Raw genomic sequence first — 16,345 nt, 5'->3', positions numbered from 1 at the left:
ACGCTCCGTAGCGATCGACGGGAGAACCCCGAGCAGCACTGGGAGTGTCCGAATGCCCTCTGAATACGCCAAGTCTCTGGGCGCCCGCCTGCGCTCCATCCGCCAGCAGCAGGGTCTCTCCCTGCAGGGTGTGGAGGAGAAGTCGAACGGGCGGTGGAAGGCCGTGGTGGTCGGCTCGTACGAGCGTGGCGACCGGGCCGTGACCGTGTCCCGGCTGGCCGAGTTGGCCGAGTTCTACCGCGTACCCGTCTCCGAGCTGCTGCCTGACGGCAGTGGCGTCCGTCACGAGCCCACCAGCAAGATTGTTCTGGACCTGGAGCGGCTCTACGACGAGGCCTCCGAGGACCTGGCCTACGTCGCCCGCTACGCCCGCGCCATCCAGCAGCAGCGCGGCGACTACAACGGCCGGGTGCTCTCCATCCGCGCCGACGACCTGCGGGCGCTCGCGATCGTCTACGACGCCTCACCGTCGGGCCTGATCGAGCGTCTCACCGAGCACGGTGTGCTGGTGGCCGACCCGCGGGCGTTCTTCGCCTCCTGATCTACCGCTTCACCGAAAGGGCCCGTGCCGGTTGGCACGGGCCCTTTCGCGGTACGGCGTTCGGTGCGGACGCTCAGCGGGTGGCGTACTCGGCGATCCGGCCGAGCACTCCGTTGAGGAAGCGCGGCGAATCGTCTGTCGACATCTGTCGGGCCAGCTCCACGGCCTCGCTGATCGCCACCGCGTCGTCGATCTCGTCGACGTAGAGCAACTCGTAGACGGCGATCCGGGCCAGGTTACGGTCGACGACCGGCATCCGCTCCAGGGTCCACCCCTCGGCGTAGCTGGCGATCAGCTCGTCGATCCGGTTGAGGTGCTCGGCGACCCCTTCGACCAGGCCCACCGCGTAACCCAGATGCTCCGGTCGGGGCTGCTCGATCCGCTGGAGGTAGCCGGCGAGCACCTCTACCGGAGGCTTGTCCCGTAGGTCGGCCTCGTAGAGGACATCCAGCGCCCGCTTGCGCGCCTTGCGGCGCGCCGGCATCTGCTGCTTGGCACCCTCAGCCATCAGGCGCGGCCGAGGTAACGGCCGTCGCGGGTGTCGACCTTGATCTTCTCGCCGGTGGTGATGAACAGCGGGACCGGCACGGTGGCGCCGGTCTCCACGGTCGCCGGCTTGGTGCCGCCGGTCGAACGGTCGCCCTGCAGGCCGGGCTCGGTGTAGGTGACCTCCAGCACGACGCTGGTGGGCAGCTCGATGTAGAGCGGCACACCCTCGTGCTGGGCGACGGTCGCCTCCGCCTCGGGCAGCAGGTAGTTGGCTGCCTCACCGACGGTGCCACCGGGCACGGTGATCTGGTCGAAGGTCTCCAGATCCATGAAGACGAAGTCCTCGCCGTCGGCGTACAGGTACTGCATCGTGCGCTTGTCAACGGTCGCGGTTTCGACCTTGGTGCCCGCGTTGAAGGTCTTGTCGACCACCTTCCCGGACAGCACGTTCTTCAGCGTGGTGCGCACGAAGGCACCACCCTTACCGGGCTTGACGTGCTGGAACTCGACGACGGACCAGAGCTCGCCGTCCAGGTTGAGTACCAGGCCGTTTTTGAGGTCGTTGGTGGAGGCCATTTCCTGCCTTGATCATCAATTGGCGGACAGACCCTACGAGTCTACTAGCTGCGTCGAATCGCCCGTTCCCCGCTCGGGGCGGGCGCTCAGCGGGTGGCCAGATGGTGCAGAGCGAGACGATAGCCGTCAATGCCCAGACCGCAAATCACACCGGTCGCCACCGCCGACACCACCGAGTGGTGCCGGAACTCCTCCCGGGTGTGGATGTTGGAGATGTGCACCTCCACCAGCGGCCCCCGCAGCATGGCGCAGGCGTCCCGCACCGCGTACGAGTAGTGCGACCAGGCGGCCGGGTTGAGCACCACCGCGGCGCCCTCGTCGGCCGCCGTGTGCAGCCACGCGAGCAGCTCGTGCTCCGCGTCGGTCTGCCGGACCGTCACCTCCAGCCCCAGCTCCCGACCGGTGCTCTCGCAGAGCGCCACCAGGTCCGCGTAGCTGGTCGCGCCGTACACGTCGGGCTCGCGGGTGCCCAGCCGACCCAGGTTCGGCCCGTTCAAGACGTAGACCTTCACTGGGTTGCCACCTCCCGGTACGCGGCCTCCAGCAACGCGTCGTCCGGGCCCTCCAGCATCGCCGGGCGGGCCAGCCCGTCCAGCACCACGAAGCGCAGCCGAGCGCCCCGGGCCTTCTTGTCCACCCGCATCGTTGCCAGCAGCCGGGGCCAGGCCTCGGCCGGGTAGCTGACCGGCAGGCCGAGCGCGGTCAGGACGCTCCGGTGCCGGTCGGCGGTCGGGGCGTCCAGTCGGCCGGCGAGGCGGGCCAGCGTGGCCGCGTACACCAGACCGACGGCGACGGCGTGGCCGTGCCGCCAGCGGTAGCCCTCGTTCTGCTCGATGGCGTGGGCCAGGGTGTGACCGTAGTTGAGCACCTCCCGCAGGCCCGACTCGCGCAGGTCGCCGGCGACCACGTCGGCCTTGACCCGGATCGCCCGCTCGATCAGCTCCCGGCTCACCGGCCCCCGGGGGTCGGTGGCCGCCGCGGGGTCACGCTCGACGAGATCCAGGATCACGGGGTCGGCGATGAACCCGCACTTGACCACCTCGGCCAACCCGGCCGCCAGGTCGACGGCGGGCAGGCTGTCCAGGGTGGCCAGGTCGGCCAACACCCCGACTGGCGGGTGGAACGCGCCCACCAGGTTCTTGCCGGCGGCCGTGTTGATGCCCGTCTTGCCGCCCACCGCCGCGTCGACCATGCCCAGCAGCGAGGTCGCCACCGGCACCCAGCGCACCCCCCGCAACCAGCAGGCCGCGACGAAGCCGGCCAGGTCGGTCACCGCGCCGCCGCCCACCCCGACCACCGCGTCGGTACGGGTGAAGCCCGCCGCGCCGAGCCGGTCCCAGCAGGTGGCGGCGACGTCGATCTGCTTGCCCGACTCGGCGTCGGGCACCTCGATCGGTAGTGGCTCGACGCCGGCGGCGCGCAGGCGCTCACCGAGCGCGTCCGCGAGGGCCTTGAGCGGAGGCGCGTGCAGCACCGCCACCCGGGTCGCGCCGGGCAGCAGGCCAGGCAGCGCAGCCAGCAGGTCACGTCCCACCAAGACGTCGTACGGCCGCTCGCCGCCGACCGGAATCCGGGTCACCTCGTCCATCGCCGGCAGCCTAGTCCAGCGGGCGGCGCGGCGACGGCGGCTGTCCACCTGGTGGCCGGGCGGCCCAGTCCGCCAACCGGCGGGCGTGCTCGGCCACCGCGGCACGGAGCGCGTCCGGAGATCGCACGGTGAACGGGCAGCCCAGCCCGGCGAGCAGCGCGGCCATGCCGGGCAGGCTCTCCACCCGGGCCCGCAGCAGCACCCCGTCGGTGGTGGCGGTCAACTCGGCGACGCTGGGCGGGATGCGGCGGCGGGCGGCGACCAGATCCGTCTCCAGCACGACCTGCACCTCGTGCGGATACGGCACGCCGGCCAGCGACCGGGTCACCCAGGCCACCGCGTCGAAGCCGTCCGGCACGGTGAACGTCGCCGCGCCGGGTGTCACCGCGCCGATCCGGTCCAGTCGGAAGGTGCGGACCTCCCCGCGCCGGTGGTCGTGGCCGGTGACGTACCAACGGCCGGCGTGGAAGACCAGCCCGTACGGGTCGAGCTCGCGGTGTGACTGCTCGCCCCGCCAGGAGCGGTAGTCCAGTGCCACCCGCTGCCGGTGCCGGGTGGCCGAGGCCAGGGCGAGCAGGGTGCCCGACGCCGGTCCGCGCTCCGGCTCCGGGCGACGCAGGGTGAAGCCGAGGTGCTCCTGGACGGCGGCGAGCCGGTCGGCGAGCGCCGCCGGCAGCACCCGGCGGATCTTCGCCAGCGCGGTGGCGGTGGCCGGTTGCTCGGTGCCGAGCCCGACCCGTTCGGCGACGACCAGGCCGAGCAGCACGGCCACCGCCTCGTCGTCGGTGAGCATCAGCGGCGGCAGCTTGTAACCGGAGTGCAGTCGGTAGCCGCCGTAGCGGCCCCGGTCGGCGGTGACGGGGATGCCCAGCTCGACAAGCGTGCTCGCGTACCGGCGCATGGTCCGCTCGTCCACCCCGAGTTGGCCGGCGAGTTCGGCGGCGGTCGACCGGTGCCGGGTCTGCAGCAGTTCGAGTAGGGCCAGCACCCGCCCCGCGGGATGTGACACGGGCCACTCCTTCAAAGCGGGCGGATCCTGTCCGGATTCGATCGTACGGTCTGTCGGTAACCGAGGAAAGGGAGCGACAGATGGCGACATTCGTACTGGTACCGGGATTCTGGCTGGGCGCCTGGGCGTGGCGGGAGGTGACAGTGGTTCTGCGGTCGCAGGGCCACGAGGTCTACCCGATGACACTGACCGGGGTGGCCGAACGCGACCACCTCGCCGGGCCGCAGGTCAGCCTGGACACGCACACCACCGACATCGTCCGGCTGATCGAGGTCGAGGACCTGCGCGACGTACTGCTGGTCGGGCACTCCGGCGGCGGGATGCCGGCCGCCCAGGCGGCGGACCGCGTTCCGGACCGGATCGCCCGGATCGTCTACGTGGAGAGTGGGCCGCTGCCGGACGGCACGGCGCAGTTCGACACGGTGCCGCCGGAGGAGCAGCAGCGGCTGCGCGCCGCGATCGGCACCGGGCACCTGCTGCCGCCGCCGGCCTGGGACCCGGCCGTCGACCCGACCAACCTGGCCGGCCTGGACGAGCCGACGCTCGCGCTGCTACGCGAGCGGGCCACCCCGCAGCCGCTGCGGGCCGCCACCGACCCGGTCCGACGCACCGGTGGGCGTCCGGTGCCGACCGCGCTGGTCGCCAGCACCTTCCCGCTCGGCGTGGTGCGGCAGATGATCAGGGAGCAGCACCCGTTCTTCACCGGCCTGGCCGACGGCGAGCTGCACGAACTGCCCACCGGGCACTGGCCGATGCTCAGCGAGCCGAAGGCTCTGGCCGACATCCTCGACCTGATCGCCCACGGCTGAGGCCCATCCCCGCTGCGCCGATCTTGCAGTTCCGGTTGCCGAAATGCGGGGCGAGGCCCCCTTCGTCGGGACAGCAAGTGCAAGGTCGGCGGGGCCGGGGGGTGCGTCAGCGTGGGAGTAGGGCGGCGATCTCGGCGACGACCTGCGCCGGGGTGCGGCCGTCGGTGACCACGGTCTCGGTGGCCACCTCGGCGTAGAGCGGCCGGCGCTGATCCAGCAGGTGCTTGAGGGTGGCCCGTGGGTTGATCGCCAGCAGCGGCCGACCAGCGCCGAGCCCGACCCGCTTCACCGCGTCGGGCAGCTCGACCGAGAGGTGCACCACCCGGTGGCCGATCAGCGCCGCCCGGGTCTCCTCGGCCAGCACCGCGCCGCCGCCGAGGGCGAGCACGCCCGTGCCGGCGGCCAGCGCGGCGGCCACGGCGGCCCGTTCCAAGGTACGGAAGTGCGCCTCACCCTCGTCGATGAAGATCTCCGGGATCGGCTTTCCGGCCATCTGCTCGATGTCGGTGTCGGTGTCGCGGAACTCCACGCCGAGCCCGGCGGCGAGCGCGCGCCCGACGGTGGTCTTGCCGCAGCCAGGCGCGCCGACCAGCACGACGACCGGTGCCATCAGCGGATGACCAGCGCGTCGAGGTAGCCGGCCAGGTTGCGGCGGATCTCGGCGACCGAGTCTCCGCCGAACTTCTCGGTGGCCGCCTCGGCGAGCACCAGCGCCACCATCGCCTCGGCGACCACCGCCGCGGCGGGCACCGCGCAGACGTCGGAGCGCTGGTTGATCGCGGTCGCCGGCTCGCCGGTGGTGACGTCCACAGTGGAGAGCGCCCGGTTCAGCGAGGAGATCGGCTTCATCGCGGCGCGCACCCGCAGCGGCTCACCGGTGGTGATGCCACCCTCCAGCCCGCCGGCCCGGTCGGTGACCCGGCGGACGCCGGTGGCCGACGGGATGATCTCGTCGTGCGCCTCGGAGCCGCGGGACCGGGCCTGCTGCCAGCCGTCGCCGATCTCCACGCCCTTGATCGCCTGAATGGACATCAGCGCGGTGGCCAGCCGGGCGTCGAGCTTGCGATCCCACTGCACGTGGCTGCCCAACCCCGGCGGCACCCCGTACGCCAGCACCTCGACCACGCCGCCCAGGGTGTCGGCGGCCTTCTTCGCGGCATCGACCTCGGCGACCATCAGGGCGCTGGCCTCCGGGTCGAGGCAGCGCAGCGGGTCGGCGTCGATCCGGGCGGCGTCCGACGGTGTGGGGCGCAGCCCGGGCTTCGCGGCCACCGGACCCAGCTCGACGACGTGCGAGACGATCTCGACGCCGAGCGCCTGCCGGATCAGCGCCTTGGCGACGGTGCCGACGGCCACCCGGGCGGCGGTCTCCCGGGCGCTGGCGCGTTCCAGGATCGGGCGGGCGTCGGTGTGGCCGTACTTCTGCATGCCGGCCAGGTCCGCGTGGCCCGGCCGCGGACGGGTCAGCGGGGCGTTGCGGGCCTGCCGGGCCAGCTCGTCGGGGTCGACCGGGTCGGCGGCCATCACGGTCTGCCACTTCGGCCACTCGGAGTTGCCGACCCGGATCGCCACCGGGCTGCCCAGGGTCACGCCGTGCCGCAGGCCGCCGAGCAGCTCGACCTCGTCGCGCTCGAACGACATCCGGGCACCCCGGCCGTAGCCCAGCCGCCGACGGGCCAGCTCGTCGGCGATCTCGGTGGTGGTCACCTCGATGCCGGCCGGCACCCCGTCCAACATCGCGACGAGGGCGGGACCGTGCGATTCACCTGCAGTCAACCAGCGCAACACAGCGATCAGTCTGTCACGGCCGGCCACCGCCCGGACACGCTGCCCGCCGCGTCCCGCCCGGTGGACACCGCCAGCTCGACGGGATCCCAAGATCCGGCACTCACACCTCGGTCAGCGCTCCCGCCAGCTCCCGGTACTCCCGGCCCGTGCGCGGACAGACGAACCGGCCGTCGCCCTTGGCGGTCAGCGGCTCGCCCGCACGGCCCACCCAGGCCACCCGGCGAGCCGGGACGCCAACCACGAGGGCGAAGTCGGGCACGTCCGTGGTGACGACGGCGCCAGCGGCGACCAACGCCCACCGGCCAATCGTCACGGGCGCCACGCAGACGGCACGAGCGCCGATCGCCGCACCCTCCCCCACGATGACCCCGACCGCCGTCCAGTCGTCATCGCCCTTCAGTCGACCCTCCGGCGTCACCGCCCGCGGGTACTCGTCGTTGGTGAGCACTGCCGCGGGCCCCACGAAGACGCCGTCGCCCAGCACGGCGGGCTCGTAGACGAGACCGTAGTTCTGGACCTTCACGTTGTCGCCGAGGCGTACGCCCGGTCCGACATAGGCGCCCCGGCCGATCACGCAGTCGAACCCGAGGCGGGCGTTCTCCCGCACCTGGGCGAGGTGCCAGATCTTCGTGCCCGGCTGGATCGTCGCGCGTGCGTCGACATCGGCGCCGGGTGCGACGAACACGTCACTCCGGTGCGGCTCCACAGAATCGGTCATCTCGTTCCTCGTCGCGAGTTTCGGTGCCCATCACTGTAGGAACCAGCGCGGACCGCCGGCTGCCGTTGAGGCGGCCGGTGTCACGCACCCGTCGGCTCGAATTGGCGCGACCGACAGCCGGTACGCCTCCGCCGAAGGTATGGGTTCCCGGCGGTGGCCGGCCGAAATCCGACACAGCGCTGTCCACGCCGATCGCCAGCCGGTAGCTTCCCGGGGCGGGCCAGGTCAACGGGTGCCAATCCTGGTCCGACACCGCGCTGTGTCGGACGCCGGCTCTTGGGCGCCCACACCACGAACCGCCGTAGACGAAACGGATCGCTGTGACTTCCTTACCTGCCGTCTCCGACAAACCCATCGGAATCGCCGTCATCGGCGCGGGCTACTGGGGTCCCAATCTGGTGCGCAACTTCCAGGGATCCACGGCGTTCCGCCTTCGCTGGCTGTGTGACCTCGACGTCAAACGGGCCCGCCGGGTGCTCGGGGACTACTCGACCGTGCAGGTCACCGACGACCTCGACACGGTACTGGCCGATGACGCGGTACAGGCCGTCGCGATCGCCACCCCGGCCGGCACCCACCTGCCGGTGGCATTGGCCGCGCTGCGCGCCGGCAAGCACGTGCTGGTGGAGAAGCCGCTCGCCGCCACGTACGACGAGGGCCGCCAACTCGTCGCGGAAGCCGACCGGCGCGGGCTCACGCTCATGTGCGACCACACCTACTGCTACACCCCGGCGGTCCTTCGCATCCGCGAGCTGCTGCACGCGGGCGAGCTGGGCGAGCTGCACTACCTCGACTCGGTTCGCATCAACCTCGGCCTGGTGCAGCGTGACATCGACGTGATCTGGGACCTGGCGCCGCATGACCTATCCATTCTGGACTTCGTGCTGCCGCCGGGTGTCGCGCCGGTGGCCGTCGCCGCACATGGTGTCGACGGCATCGGCGCCGGCCGCAGTTGCGTCGCGTACCTCACTCTGCAGCTCAGCAGCGGTGCGATCGCGCACATCCACGTCAACTGGCTCTCCCCCGTCAAGATTCGCACCGCCATCATCGGTGGTTCCAAGCGCACCCTGGTCTGGGACGACCTCAATCCCAGCCAGCGGCTGGCGATCTTCGATCGGGGCGTCGACGTGGCCACGCCCGACGAACTCGGGGCCGAGGAACGCCACGACATGCTGGTGTCCTACCGCTCGGGCGACATGGTGGCGCCGGCACTGACGGAGCGCGAAGCGTTGCGGACCATGGTCGAGGAGTACGCGCGGGCCATCCGCACCGGATCGCCCGCGCTCACCGACGGCCGATCCGGGCTACGGGTTCTGCAGATCCTGCAGGCAGCCTCGCAGAGTCTCACCAAGGGCGGCGTGATGGTCGATCTAGAAGGGGAGTCCGAACGATGAGTGCGGCGGTTCCGGTCAAGAACGCCCGGGTCCTGGTGACAGGGGGAGCCGGCACGATCGGCTCACACGTGGTCGACCTGCTCGTGCAGGGCGGCGCCAGCGAGGTTGTCGTCCTCGACAACCTCGTCCGCGGCCGGCGCGAGAACCTGAGGTGGGCGCTGCGCGACGATCGGGTGCGCGTGGTGGAGGGCGACATCCGCGATGTCGACCTCGTCCGCGATGTCACCCGGGGCAAGGATCTCGTCTTCCACCTCGCCGCCATCCGGATCACGCAGTGCGCCGAGGAGCCCCGGCTGGCCAACGAGGTGCTCGTCGACGGCACGTTCAACGTGCTGGAGGCGGCCGCCGCCGAGGGCGTCCGCAAGGTGGTCGCCTCGTCGTCGGCGTCGGTCTACGGCCTGGCCGAGGAGTTCCCCACGAACGAGCGGCACCACCCGTACAACAACGACACCTTCTACGGGGCGGCCAAGGCGTTCAACGAGGCCATGCTGCGCAGCTTCCACGGCATGTACGGGCTGGACTACGTGGCCCTGCGGTACTTCAACGTCTACGGCCAGCGGATGGACGTCCACGGGTTGTACACCGAGGTGCTGATCCGCTGGATGGAGCGCATCGACGCGGGCCTCGCCCCGCTGATCCTCGGCGACGGCACCCAGACGATGGACTTCGTGCACGTGGTCGACATCGCCCGGGCCAACATCCTGGCCGCCGAGTCGGCGCACACCGACGAGGTGTTCAACATCGCCAGCGGGGTCGAGACCAGCCTCGAGGAGCTTGCCCGCACGCTCCTGTCGGTGATGAAGAGCGACAGGACCCCGGAGTACGGCCCGGCGCGGAAGGTCAACGGGGTCACCCGGCGACTCGCCGACACCTCCGCCGCCGCGCAGGCACTCGGCTTCCGAGCGGAGATCGGTCTGCGGGAGGGCCTGGAGGGGCTGGTCGAGTGGTGGCGCGCGGAGCAGCCGGCCCGTGGCGAGTCCCAGGAGGCGCGGTGACCGTCGAGGCGGCTCGCCGCATCCCGGTGATGCTCCCCGCGCTCGGGGAGGAGGAGGCACTGGCCGCGGCGGACGCCGTCCGCTCGGGGTGGGTTGCCCAGGGCCCCCGGGTCGCGGCGTTCGAGGCCGCGTTCGCCGCCAGCGTCGGTGCGGCCCACGGCGTCGCCGTCAGCTCCTGCACCACGGCACTGCACCTCGCGCTCGTCGCGGTCGGGGTGCAGCCCGGTGACGAGGTGATCGTCCCGTCGCTGTCGTTCATCGCCACCGCCAACGCGGTCCGCTACGTCGGGGCGCGGCCCGTCTTCGCCGACGTGGACGTCGCCACCGGCAACGTCACGGTGGCGACGCTCGACGCGGCGCGCACCCCGCGCACCAGGGCCATCATCGCCGTGCACCAGGGCGGCGTGCCGGCCGAGGTGTCCGCGCTGCGGGCCGCCGCCGACCGCTGGGGCGTCTCGCTGATCGAGGACGCGGCCTGCGCGGCGGGCTCGATGGTGCACGGTGGGCCGGTCGGTGCCGGGGCGTTGCTCGCGGCGTGGTCGTTCCACCCGCGAAAGCTCCTCACCACCGGCGAGGGCGGGATGCTCACCACCGACAACGCGCAGTGGGCGGCGCGGCTGCGCCGGCTGCGCGAGCACGGGATGAACGTGTCGGCCGCGGACCGGCACGCGAGCGCCCAACCGATCCTCGAGGCGTACCTGGAGACGGGCTACAACTACCGGATGACCGACATCCAGGCCGCCATCGGCCTGGTCCAACTTGCCAAGCTCGGGGACATCGTGGCGCAGCGCCGCAGCCTCGCCGCGCGGTACCACGAGTTGCTGGCCGACGTGCCGGGCGCGCTCGCGGTCCGCGACCCGGCGCACGGCCGCACCAACTTCCAGACCTTCTGGGTGCTGCTGACCGACGAGTTCGGCGTCGGGCGGGACGAGACCCTCGCCGCGCTCGCCGCCGCCGGGGTGTCCGCCCGGCGCGGCATCATGGCGTCGCACCTGGAGCCGGCGTACGCGGACGTCGAGCCGGCCCCGCTGCCGGTGACCGAGCGGATCACGCGTGACTCGCTGGTCCTCCCCCTGCACCACGCGCTCACCGAGGACGACCAGGACCACATCGTCGGCACACTTCGTGCGCTGGCCCGCCGATGACCAATGATCTCGTGCTCGTCGGCGCCGGAGGAATGGCTCGGGAGACGGCCGCCACCGTCGCGGCGATCAACGCGGCAGCGCCGACCTGGCGGCTGCGGGGCTTCCTCGACGACGACCCGGCCCTGCACGGCGTGACCCGTGCCGGGTTGCCGGTGCTGGGCCCGCTGGACGCGATCGCGGACCTGCCCGACGCCGCCGTGGTGGTCTGCATCGCCAACGCCCGCGATCCTGGCGTCCGCGAGCAGGTGGTGCGGCGGTTGGGCCTGCCGGCAGCGCGGTACGCGACAGTCGTCCACCCGTCGGCCGAGGTGCCCGCCGACTGCACGGTCGGGCCGGGCTCGGTGCTGCTGGCTCAGGTCGTCCTGACCGCCGACGTCACTGTCGGCGCGCACGTGGCCATCATGCCGCAGACCGTGCTCACCCACGACGACGTCGTCTCCGACCACGTCACGATCGCCTCGGGCGTGCGGATCTCCGGTTCCGTGCGGATCGGACCCGGCGCCTACCTCGGGGCGGGCGCGCTGATCCGTGAATCGCTCACCGTCGGCGCGAGGTCGCTCGTCGGCATGGGTTCGGTCGTGCTCAGCGACATACCCCCCGATGAGGTGTGGGCCGGCAACCCGGCCCGATTCCTCCGTGTTGTCCGTCAGCCAACTCTGCAGGGAGTGCTCCCACGATGATCGCGATTCCGTTGGTGGACCTGCAGGCCGCGCATGCCGAGGTGGCGGAGGAGGTCGCCGTCGGCTTCAAGCGGGTCCTGGCGGACACCGCCTTCATCGGTGGCCCCGAGGTGGCCGCCTTCGAACGCGAGTACGCGGCGTTCGTCGGGGTGGATCACTGCGTGGGCGTCGCCAACGGCACCGACGCGCTCGAACTGGCGCTCCGCGCTGTCGGCGTCGGAGGAGGGGCCGAGGTGATCCTGCCCACGAACACCTTCATCGCCACCGCCGAGGCCGTGGCCCGGACCGGCGCGCGACCGGTGCTTGTCGACTGCGATCCCGACTCCTACCTGATCGACGTCGACGCGGCGCTGGCCGCGATCACGCCGGCCACCCGGGCGATCATCCCGGTGCACCTCTATGGGCAGCTGGCGCCGGTGGAGCGCCTACGCGACGGCCTGGCCGGGCGCGACATCGCCATCGTCGAGGACGCCGCGCAGTGCCAGGGCGCCACCCGGCACGGACGCGGCGCCGGTGTCGACGGCATCGCCGCGACGAGCTTCTACCCGGGCAAGAACCTGGGAGCCTACGGCGACGCGGGCGCCGTGGTGACCGCCGACGCCGACGTCGCCACCATGGTCCGCACCATCGGCAGCCACGGCGGCATGCAGAAGTACGTGCACGACGTCATCGGTGTGAACAGTCGACTGGACGGCCTCCAGGCGGTCGTGCTCCGGGCCAAGCTGGCCCGACTGGCCAACTGGAACGCGCTGCGCCGGGCCGCCGCCGCCCGGTACGACGCGCTGCTGGAGTCGGTCGAGGTGGTCCGCCCGGTGACCCTGCCGGGCAACGAGCACGTCTGGCACATCTACTGTCTCCGGGTCCCCGGCGACGGCACCCCGGCCCGCCGGGACCGCGTGCTGGCGCGACTCAACGCGAGCGGCGTCGGGGCGGGGATCCACTATCCCGTGCCGGTGCACCGGACCGGAGCCTTCGCCGGCCTCGGCTATTCGCAGGGGGCGTTCCCGCACGCGGAGCGGATCGCGACCGAACTGCTCTCGCTGCCGATCTACCCGCAGATCACCGCCGACCAGCAGCAGTCCGTCGTCGCCGCGCTGAGGGCCGCACTGGCCGGCTGACCGTCTCCTGCTGCCCGGTCGGAGGCGGGTCGGGCGGCGGACGGGCGGGCGTCGCCGCCGGGGACGGGGGGCGGTGCGGAGGTGGCGGGCCGGGGGGGATGGAGATGTCGTGTACGTGACGCTGCGGGATCGGCCGGACGATGCCGGTACGAGCCGTGCCCGCAGCGCCGTGCGCCACGTATCCGGGACGGTCGTGCTGCTCGGCACGGTCAGTCTTCTCACCGACGTGTCGTCGGAGATGGTGGCATCGGTCCTGCCGCTCTACCTGACCGCCGTGGTCGGCCTGAGCCCTGTCGCGTACGGCTTCCTGGACGGCATCTACCAGGGCGTCAGCGCGCTGGTACGGATCGCCGGGGGCTATGTCGGTGACCGCGGGCAGCGACCGAAGTGGGTGGCGGTGACCGGGTACGCCGCATCGGCGCTGAGCCGCCTGGCGATGCTGCCGGCGGCTGGCTTCGCGGCGATAACCGCGGTGGTCACCGCCGACCGGTTGGGCAAGGGGCTGCGCACCGCGCCCCGGGACGCCCTGATCGCCGCGGCGTCGCAACCGGACGTGCTGGGGCGGGCCTTCGGCGTGCACCGGGCGTTGGACACCCTTGGCGCCGCCATCGGCCCACTTGTTGCCTTCGCGCTCCTCGCGGCGGTCCCCGGCAGCTACGACTCGATCTTCGTCGTCTCGTTCGCGTTCGCGATCGCCGGGGTGGCGGTGCTGGCGCTGCTCGTGCCGGACCTGCCGACCGCGGCCGGCGCGGCCCGAGCCACTCTGCGCGAGGTGTTCTCCGAGATCGCCGGACGAGGTCTACGGCGACCGCTGCTGGCCGCCGCCCTGCTGGGCCTGCTGACCATCGGCGACGGCTTCCTCTATCTGCTCCTTCAGGCGCGCGACGACGTCACCGCCCGCTACTTTCCCCTGCTCTACGTGGGGACCAACATCGCCTACCTGACGCTGGCCGTACCCCTGGGGCTGCTGGCCGACCGGGTCGGCCGGGGTCGGGTGCTGGTCGCCGGGCACCTGGCGCTGCTGGGCGCCTACCTGCTCGCGGCGCTGCCCAGCAGCGGCCTCGGCGGGACCCTCGCGGTCCTGCTGTTGGTCGGCACCTTCTATGCCGCCACCGACGGCGTGCTGGCGGCGTTGGTGAGCCGCCTCGTGGCCGCCCGGGCACGGGGAAGCGGCATCGCCGCCGCCCAGACCACCGTGGCGCTGGCCCGGTTCGCCGCGTCGGTGCTCTTCGGTCTGCTCTGGAGCATCCAGGGTCCCCGCCCGGCGCTGCTGCTCTTCGCCGCCCTGCTCGCGGTCGCCGTGCCGATCGCCGCCTGGCTGCTGCATGGCATCGATCGTCCGACCCCGGCGACGCTCCCCGGCGCCCGACCCAGTGGAGTGCCGGCATGAGCGGACGGATGGGTGGGCTCGGGCCGCGGGCGCGGCTGACGGCGCTGGCGGTGGTGCTGCTGGTGGCGTTCCTCGGCGCGGGCGGCTATGTCTGGCAGGCCCGCCAGGACCTGACCGCCGCACGGACGTCGGCGACCGGCGCGCCGACGCGCGACGACCTCGCCGTGGTGCGCGACGTGCCGCACCTGGTCTTCCGGAACACGGCTCTCGGCGCCGACTACGGCCGGGTGGCGATGGTTCCGCTCTCCGCGCCGGCCGGGCCACGTGCGGTCACCGACGCCGCCTGCGAGCGGGTCTACGCGACCCGGGACGAGGCGATCTGCCTCTCGGCCGACCGGGGCCTGCTGACCACGTACCGGGCGCGGCTGCTCGGCCCGGACTGGTCGGTTCGGCGCGACCTACCGCTGGTCGGCACACCGAGCCGGGCCCGGTTGTCGCCGAACGGGTCGCTGGTGGCGATGACCACGTTCGTCTTCGGGGACTCGTACGCGAATCCGGGGCAGTTCTCCACCCGTACGGTGATCAGCCGAACCACCGGCGCGGTGATCGGGGACGTCGAGCAGTTCCAACTCGTCGTCAAGGGTGCGGTGGTCACCGCGGTGGACAGGAACCTGTGGGGGGTGACCTTCGCCGACGACGACCGGTTCTACGCCACCGCCGCGTCCGGGGGGAAGACCTGGCTGGTCGAGGGGAGTCTCACCGCCCGCCGGATGACCGCGCTGCGGGAGGACGCCGAGTGCCCGTCGCTCTCGCCGGACCGGACCCGAATCGCCTTCAAGAAGCACGGCGACCTGCCGCCGGGCCGCTGGCGCCTCGCCGTCTACGACCTCGCGACCGGCGCGGAGACGCTGCTCGCCGAGACCCGAAGCGTCGACGACCAGGTCGAGTGGCTGGACGACACGAGAATCATCTACGCGCTGCCTCGCGGCGGCGCCGGGACGGCGACCAGCGACATCTGGTCAAGCCCGGCGGACGGCCGGGGCGCTCCCGAGCTACTGGTATCCGACGCCTGGTCGCCGGCGGTGGTCCGGTGAACACCGAGGAGCCGGGCCCGCGGCCGGCCGACAGGAGGACTCCTGGCATGTCACGACTGGACATCATCACCCCCAGCTTCGCGCCGGACTTCGACCGCTGTGTCGACCTGCACCGCTCGGTGCTGGCGCACTCGCCGGATTCGATACGCCACCACATCATCGTGCCGCGCGCCGATCTGGCGCTCTTCGGTCAGTTGAGCGGGGCACGCGCGGTGATCCACGACGAGGCGGATTTCCTGCCCCGATCCTTCCGGTCGCTGCCGGGCGGGAAGCTCTCGGTCAACCTCCGCCGCCCGTTCCCGCCGTTGCGCGGCTGGATCCTGCAGCAGATCATCAAGCTCGCGGCCGCGGCGCGATCCGACGCCGACGTCGTCCTGCTCGTCGACTCGGACATCCAGTTCGTTCGGCCGTTCTCCGCCGACACCTTCCGTCGTGACGAGGTGGTCCGCTTCTATCGCAAACCCGACGAGGTCGACGAGCGGTTGCCGCGGCACGTGATCTGGCATCAGGTCGCCCGGTCCCTGCTCGGTGTCCCGGCGGCCACGCCGCCCTACCCCGACTATGTCTCGTCGTTGTTGGCGTGGGATCCGGCCGTCGTACGGCGCCTGCTGGCCCGCGTGGAGTCGGTCACCGGGCGCCGGTGGGCGGACGCGATCGGAGCAAACCTGCATTTCTCCGAGTGGACGCTGTACGGCGTCTATGTCGATGAGGTTGCCGGGGCGGGAACGAATGTCGCCTCCTTCAGCGTCGCGGACACCCTCTGCCATGCCTACTGGGAGGAGACCCCGTTGGACGAACGCGCGATGCGGGAGTTTCTCGGCGCGATCCAGGATCGCGACATCGCGGTGATGATCTCCGCCAAGTCCCGTACGCCCACGCCGCTGCGTCGACGGGCACTGGCCAACCTCTCCCTGGCCTGAGCACTGACGACAATGTGATGTGCGAGAGCGGCCCGGATACACCGACGGTCCGACGCGGTGGTTGTCCTCGGCCGTCCGGCGCGCTGACCGGTGAAACAGGACGATTCCGCGGGTCACGCCAGAGCGGTACGCTCGGGCCAGCCCTCCACCG

At 72.0% G+C, this 16,345-nt stretch carries 18 protein-coding genes; 10 read left to right on the top strand and 8 right to left on the bottom strand.

Annotated features, from left to right (window positions below; all coding sequences use genetic code 11):
• Positions 1–52 precede the first annotated feature (52 nt).
• Entirely contained in the window at positions 53–541 is a 489-nt protein-coding gene (locus ABZU52_RS13125; RefSeq protein WP_007458348.1) for a transcriptional regulator, read from the top strand.
• A 73-nt stretch (positions 542–614) separates the two neighbouring features.
• Here ABZU52_RS13125 and nusB read toward each other — a convergent pair whose 3' ends face one another.
• From nusB to ABZU52_RS13100, 5 genes are all read right to left on the bottom strand, one after another.
• On the bottom strand, positions 615–1,025 hold the full coding sequence (gene nusB / locus ABZU52_RS13120) for a transcription antitermination factor NusB (protein ID WP_354971282.1): 411 nt from the start codon (positions 1,023–1,025) through the stop codon (positions 615–617).
• A 23-nt stretch (positions 1,026–1,048) separates the two neighbouring features.
• A complete protein-coding gene (efp, locus tag ABZU52_RS13115; RefSeq protein WP_130400335.1) occupies positions 1,049–1,606 on the bottom strand; it encodes an elongation factor P in 558 nt (185 codons plus the stop codon).
• An 86-nt stretch (positions 1,607–1,692) separates the two neighbouring features.
• Positions 1,693–2,118 (bottom strand): type II 3-dehydroquinate dehydratase, encoded by a 426-nt coding sequence (gene aroQ, locus ABZU52_RS13110; protein WP_354971267.1) that lies wholly within the window; start codon positions 2,116–2,118, stop codon positions 1,693–1,695.
• A complete protein-coding gene (gene aroB / locus ABZU52_RS13105; protein ID WP_354971266.1) occupies positions 2,115–3,194 on the bottom strand; it encodes a 3-dehydroquinate synthase in 1,080 nt (359 codons plus the stop codon). Before aroB ends, aroQ begins: the two co-directional genes overlap by 4 nt.
• Before the next feature lie 10 nt (positions 3,195–3,204).
• Complete coding sequence (locus tag ABZU52_RS13100; RefSeq protein WP_354971265.1) at positions 3,205–4,203, bottom strand: YafY family protein; 999 nt, start codon at positions 4,201–4,203, stop codon at positions 3,205–3,207.
• Positions 4,204–4,283: 80 nt separating this feature from the next.
• Between ABZU52_RS13100 and ABZU52_RS13095 the strand changes: the two genes are divergently transcribed.
• Positions 4,284–5,012, top strand: a complete 729-nt coding sequence (locus ABZU52_RS13095; RefSeq protein WP_354971264.1) for an alpha/beta hydrolase — start codon at positions 4,284–4,286, stop codon at positions 5,010–5,012.
• A 106-nt stretch (positions 5,013–5,118) separates the two neighbouring features.
• Here the strand turns inward: ABZU52_RS13095 and ABZU52_RS13090 are convergent, their stop codons facing one another.
• The 3 genes from ABZU52_RS13090 to ABZU52_RS13080 form a co-directional block, all read right to left on the bottom strand.
• Positions 5,119–5,622, bottom strand: a complete 504-nt coding sequence (locus ABZU52_RS13090; RefSeq protein ID WP_354971263.1) for a shikimate kinase — start codon at positions 5,620–5,622, stop codon at positions 5,119–5,121.
• On the bottom strand, positions 5,622–6,800 hold the full coding sequence (gene aroC, locus ABZU52_RS13085) for a chorismate synthase (RefSeq protein WP_354971262.1): 1,179 nt from the start codon (positions 6,798–6,800) through the stop codon (positions 5,622–5,624). The genes ABZU52_RS13090 and aroC overlap by 1 nt, the downstream gene beginning before the upstream one ends.
• Before the next feature lie 100 nt (positions 6,801–6,900).
• Complete coding sequence (locus ABZU52_RS13080) at positions 6,901–7,518, bottom strand: acyltransferase (protein ID WP_354971261.1); 618 nt, start codon at positions 7,516–7,518, stop codon at positions 6,901–6,903.
• A 320-nt stretch (positions 7,519–7,838) separates the two neighbouring features.
• Between ABZU52_RS13080 and ABZU52_RS13075 the strand changes: the two genes are divergently transcribed.
• The 8 genes from ABZU52_RS13075 to ABZU52_RS13040 all read left to right on the top strand — a co-directional run bounded on the left by ABZU52_RS13075 (position 7,839) and on the right by ABZU52_RS13040 (position 16,194).
• Positions 7,839–8,912, top strand: coding sequence for a Gfo/Idh/MocA family oxidoreductase (locus ABZU52_RS13075; protein WP_354971260.1), 1,074 nt, complete (start codon positions 7,839–7,841; stop codon positions 8,910–8,912).
• Positions 8,909–9,907, top strand: a complete 999-nt coding sequence (locus ABZU52_RS13070; protein ID WP_354971259.1) for an NAD-dependent epimerase/dehydratase family protein — start codon at positions 8,909–8,911, stop codon at positions 9,905–9,907. The genes ABZU52_RS13075 and ABZU52_RS13070 overlap by 4 nt, the downstream gene beginning before the upstream one ends.
• Entirely contained in the window at positions 9,904–11,052 is a 1,149-nt protein-coding gene (locus tag ABZU52_RS13065; RefSeq protein ID WP_354971258.1) for a DegT/DnrJ/EryC1/StrS family aminotransferase, read from the top strand. The genes ABZU52_RS13070 and ABZU52_RS13065 overlap by 4 nt, the downstream gene beginning before the upstream one ends.
• The gene (locus tag ABZU52_RS13060) at positions 11,049–11,732 is read left to right on the top strand and encodes an acetyltransferase (protein ID WP_354971257.1); all 684 of its coding nucleotides are present in this window, start codon (positions 11,049–11,051) and stop codon (positions 11,730–11,732) included. The genes ABZU52_RS13065 and ABZU52_RS13060 overlap by 4 nt, the downstream gene beginning before the upstream one ends.
• Complete coding sequence (locus ABZU52_RS13055) at positions 11,729–12,850, top strand: DegT/DnrJ/EryC1/StrS family aminotransferase (RefSeq protein WP_354971256.1); 1,122 nt, start codon at positions 11,729–11,731, stop codon at positions 12,848–12,850. Before ABZU52_RS13060 ends, ABZU52_RS13055 begins: the two co-directional genes overlap by 4 nt.
• A gap of 109 nt (positions 12,851–12,959) precedes the next feature.
• Positions 12,960–14,240 carry an MFS transporter gene (locus tag ABZU52_RS13050; RefSeq protein ID WP_354971255.1) on the top strand — a complete coding sequence of 427 codons (1,281 nt, stop codon included), beginning with the start codon at positions 12,960–12,962 and terminating at the stop codon, positions 14,238–14,240.
• Positions 14,237–15,274 (top strand): hypothetical protein, encoded by a 1,038-nt coding sequence (locus ABZU52_RS13045; protein WP_354971254.1) that lies wholly within the window; start codon positions 14,237–14,239, stop codon positions 15,272–15,274. Before ABZU52_RS13050 ends, ABZU52_RS13045 begins: the two co-directional genes overlap by 4 nt.
• A 47-nt stretch (positions 15,275–15,321) precedes the next feature.
• The gene (locus ABZU52_RS13040; protein WP_354971253.1) at positions 15,322–16,194 is read left to right on the top strand and encodes a DUF6492 family protein; all 873 of its coding nucleotides are present in this window, start codon (positions 15,322–15,324) and stop codon (positions 16,192–16,194) included.
• The last annotated feature ends 151 nt before the right edge of the window (positions 16,195–16,345 follow it).

It is taken from the genome of Micromonospora sp. NPDC005220 (genome assembly GCF_040607895.1).
In the GTDB taxonomy this organism is placed as follows: Bacteria; Actinomycetota; Actinomycetes; order Mycobacteriales; family Micromonosporaceae; genus Micromonospora.
The sequence above is the reverse complement of the archived record's forward strand: the minus strand, read 5'-3'. Positions and strand labels throughout refer to the sequence as shown.

Coding starts and splice junctions, on each gene's coding strand:
- ABZU52_RS13060 (WP_354971257.1), top strand. CDS start 11,049: ATGACCAATGATCTCGTGCTCGTCGGCGCCGGAGGAATGGCTCGGGAG.
- ABZU52_RS13080 (WP_354971261.1), bottom strand. CDS start 7,518: ATGACCGATTCTGTGGAGCCGCACCGGAGTGACGTGTTCGTCGCACCC.
- ABZU52_RS13040 (WP_354971253.1), top strand. CDS start 15,322: ATGTCACGACTGGACATCATCACCCCCAGCTTCGCGCCGGACTTCGAC.
- ABZU52_RS13070 (WP_354971259.1), top strand. CDS start 8,909: ATGAGTGCGGCGGTTCCGGTCAAGAACGCCCGGGTCCTGGTGACAGGG.
- ABZU52_RS13055 (WP_354971256.1), top strand. CDS start 11,729: ATGATCGCGATTCCGTTGGTGGACCTGCAGGCCGCGCATGCCGAGGTG.
- ABZU52_RS13095 (WP_354971264.1), top strand. CDS start 4,284: ATGGCGACATTCGTACTGGTACCGGGATTCTGGCTGGGCGCCTGGGCG.
- aroB (WP_354971266.1), bottom strand. CDS start 3,194: ATGGACGAGGTGACCCGGATTCCGGTCGGCGGCGAGCGGCCGTACGAC.
- ABZU52_RS13045 (WP_354971254.1), top strand. CDS start 14,237: ATGAGCGGACGGATGGGTGGGCTCGGGCCGCGGGCGCGGCTGACGGCG.
- ABZU52_RS13090 (WP_354971263.1), bottom strand. CDS start 5,622: ATGGCACCGGTCGTCGTGCTGGTCGGCGCGCCTGGCTGCGGCAAGACC.
- efp (WP_130400335.1), bottom strand. CDS start 1,606: ATGGCCTCCACCAACGACCTCAAAAACGGCCTGGTACTCAACCTGGAC.
- ABZU52_RS13125 (WP_007458348.1), top strand. CDS start 53: ATGCCCTCTGAATACGCCAAGTCTCTGGGCGCCCGCCTGCGCTCCATC.
- nusB (WP_354971282.1), bottom strand. CDS start 1,025: ATGCCGGCGCGCCGCAAGGCGCGCAAGCGGGCGCTGGATGTCCTCTAC.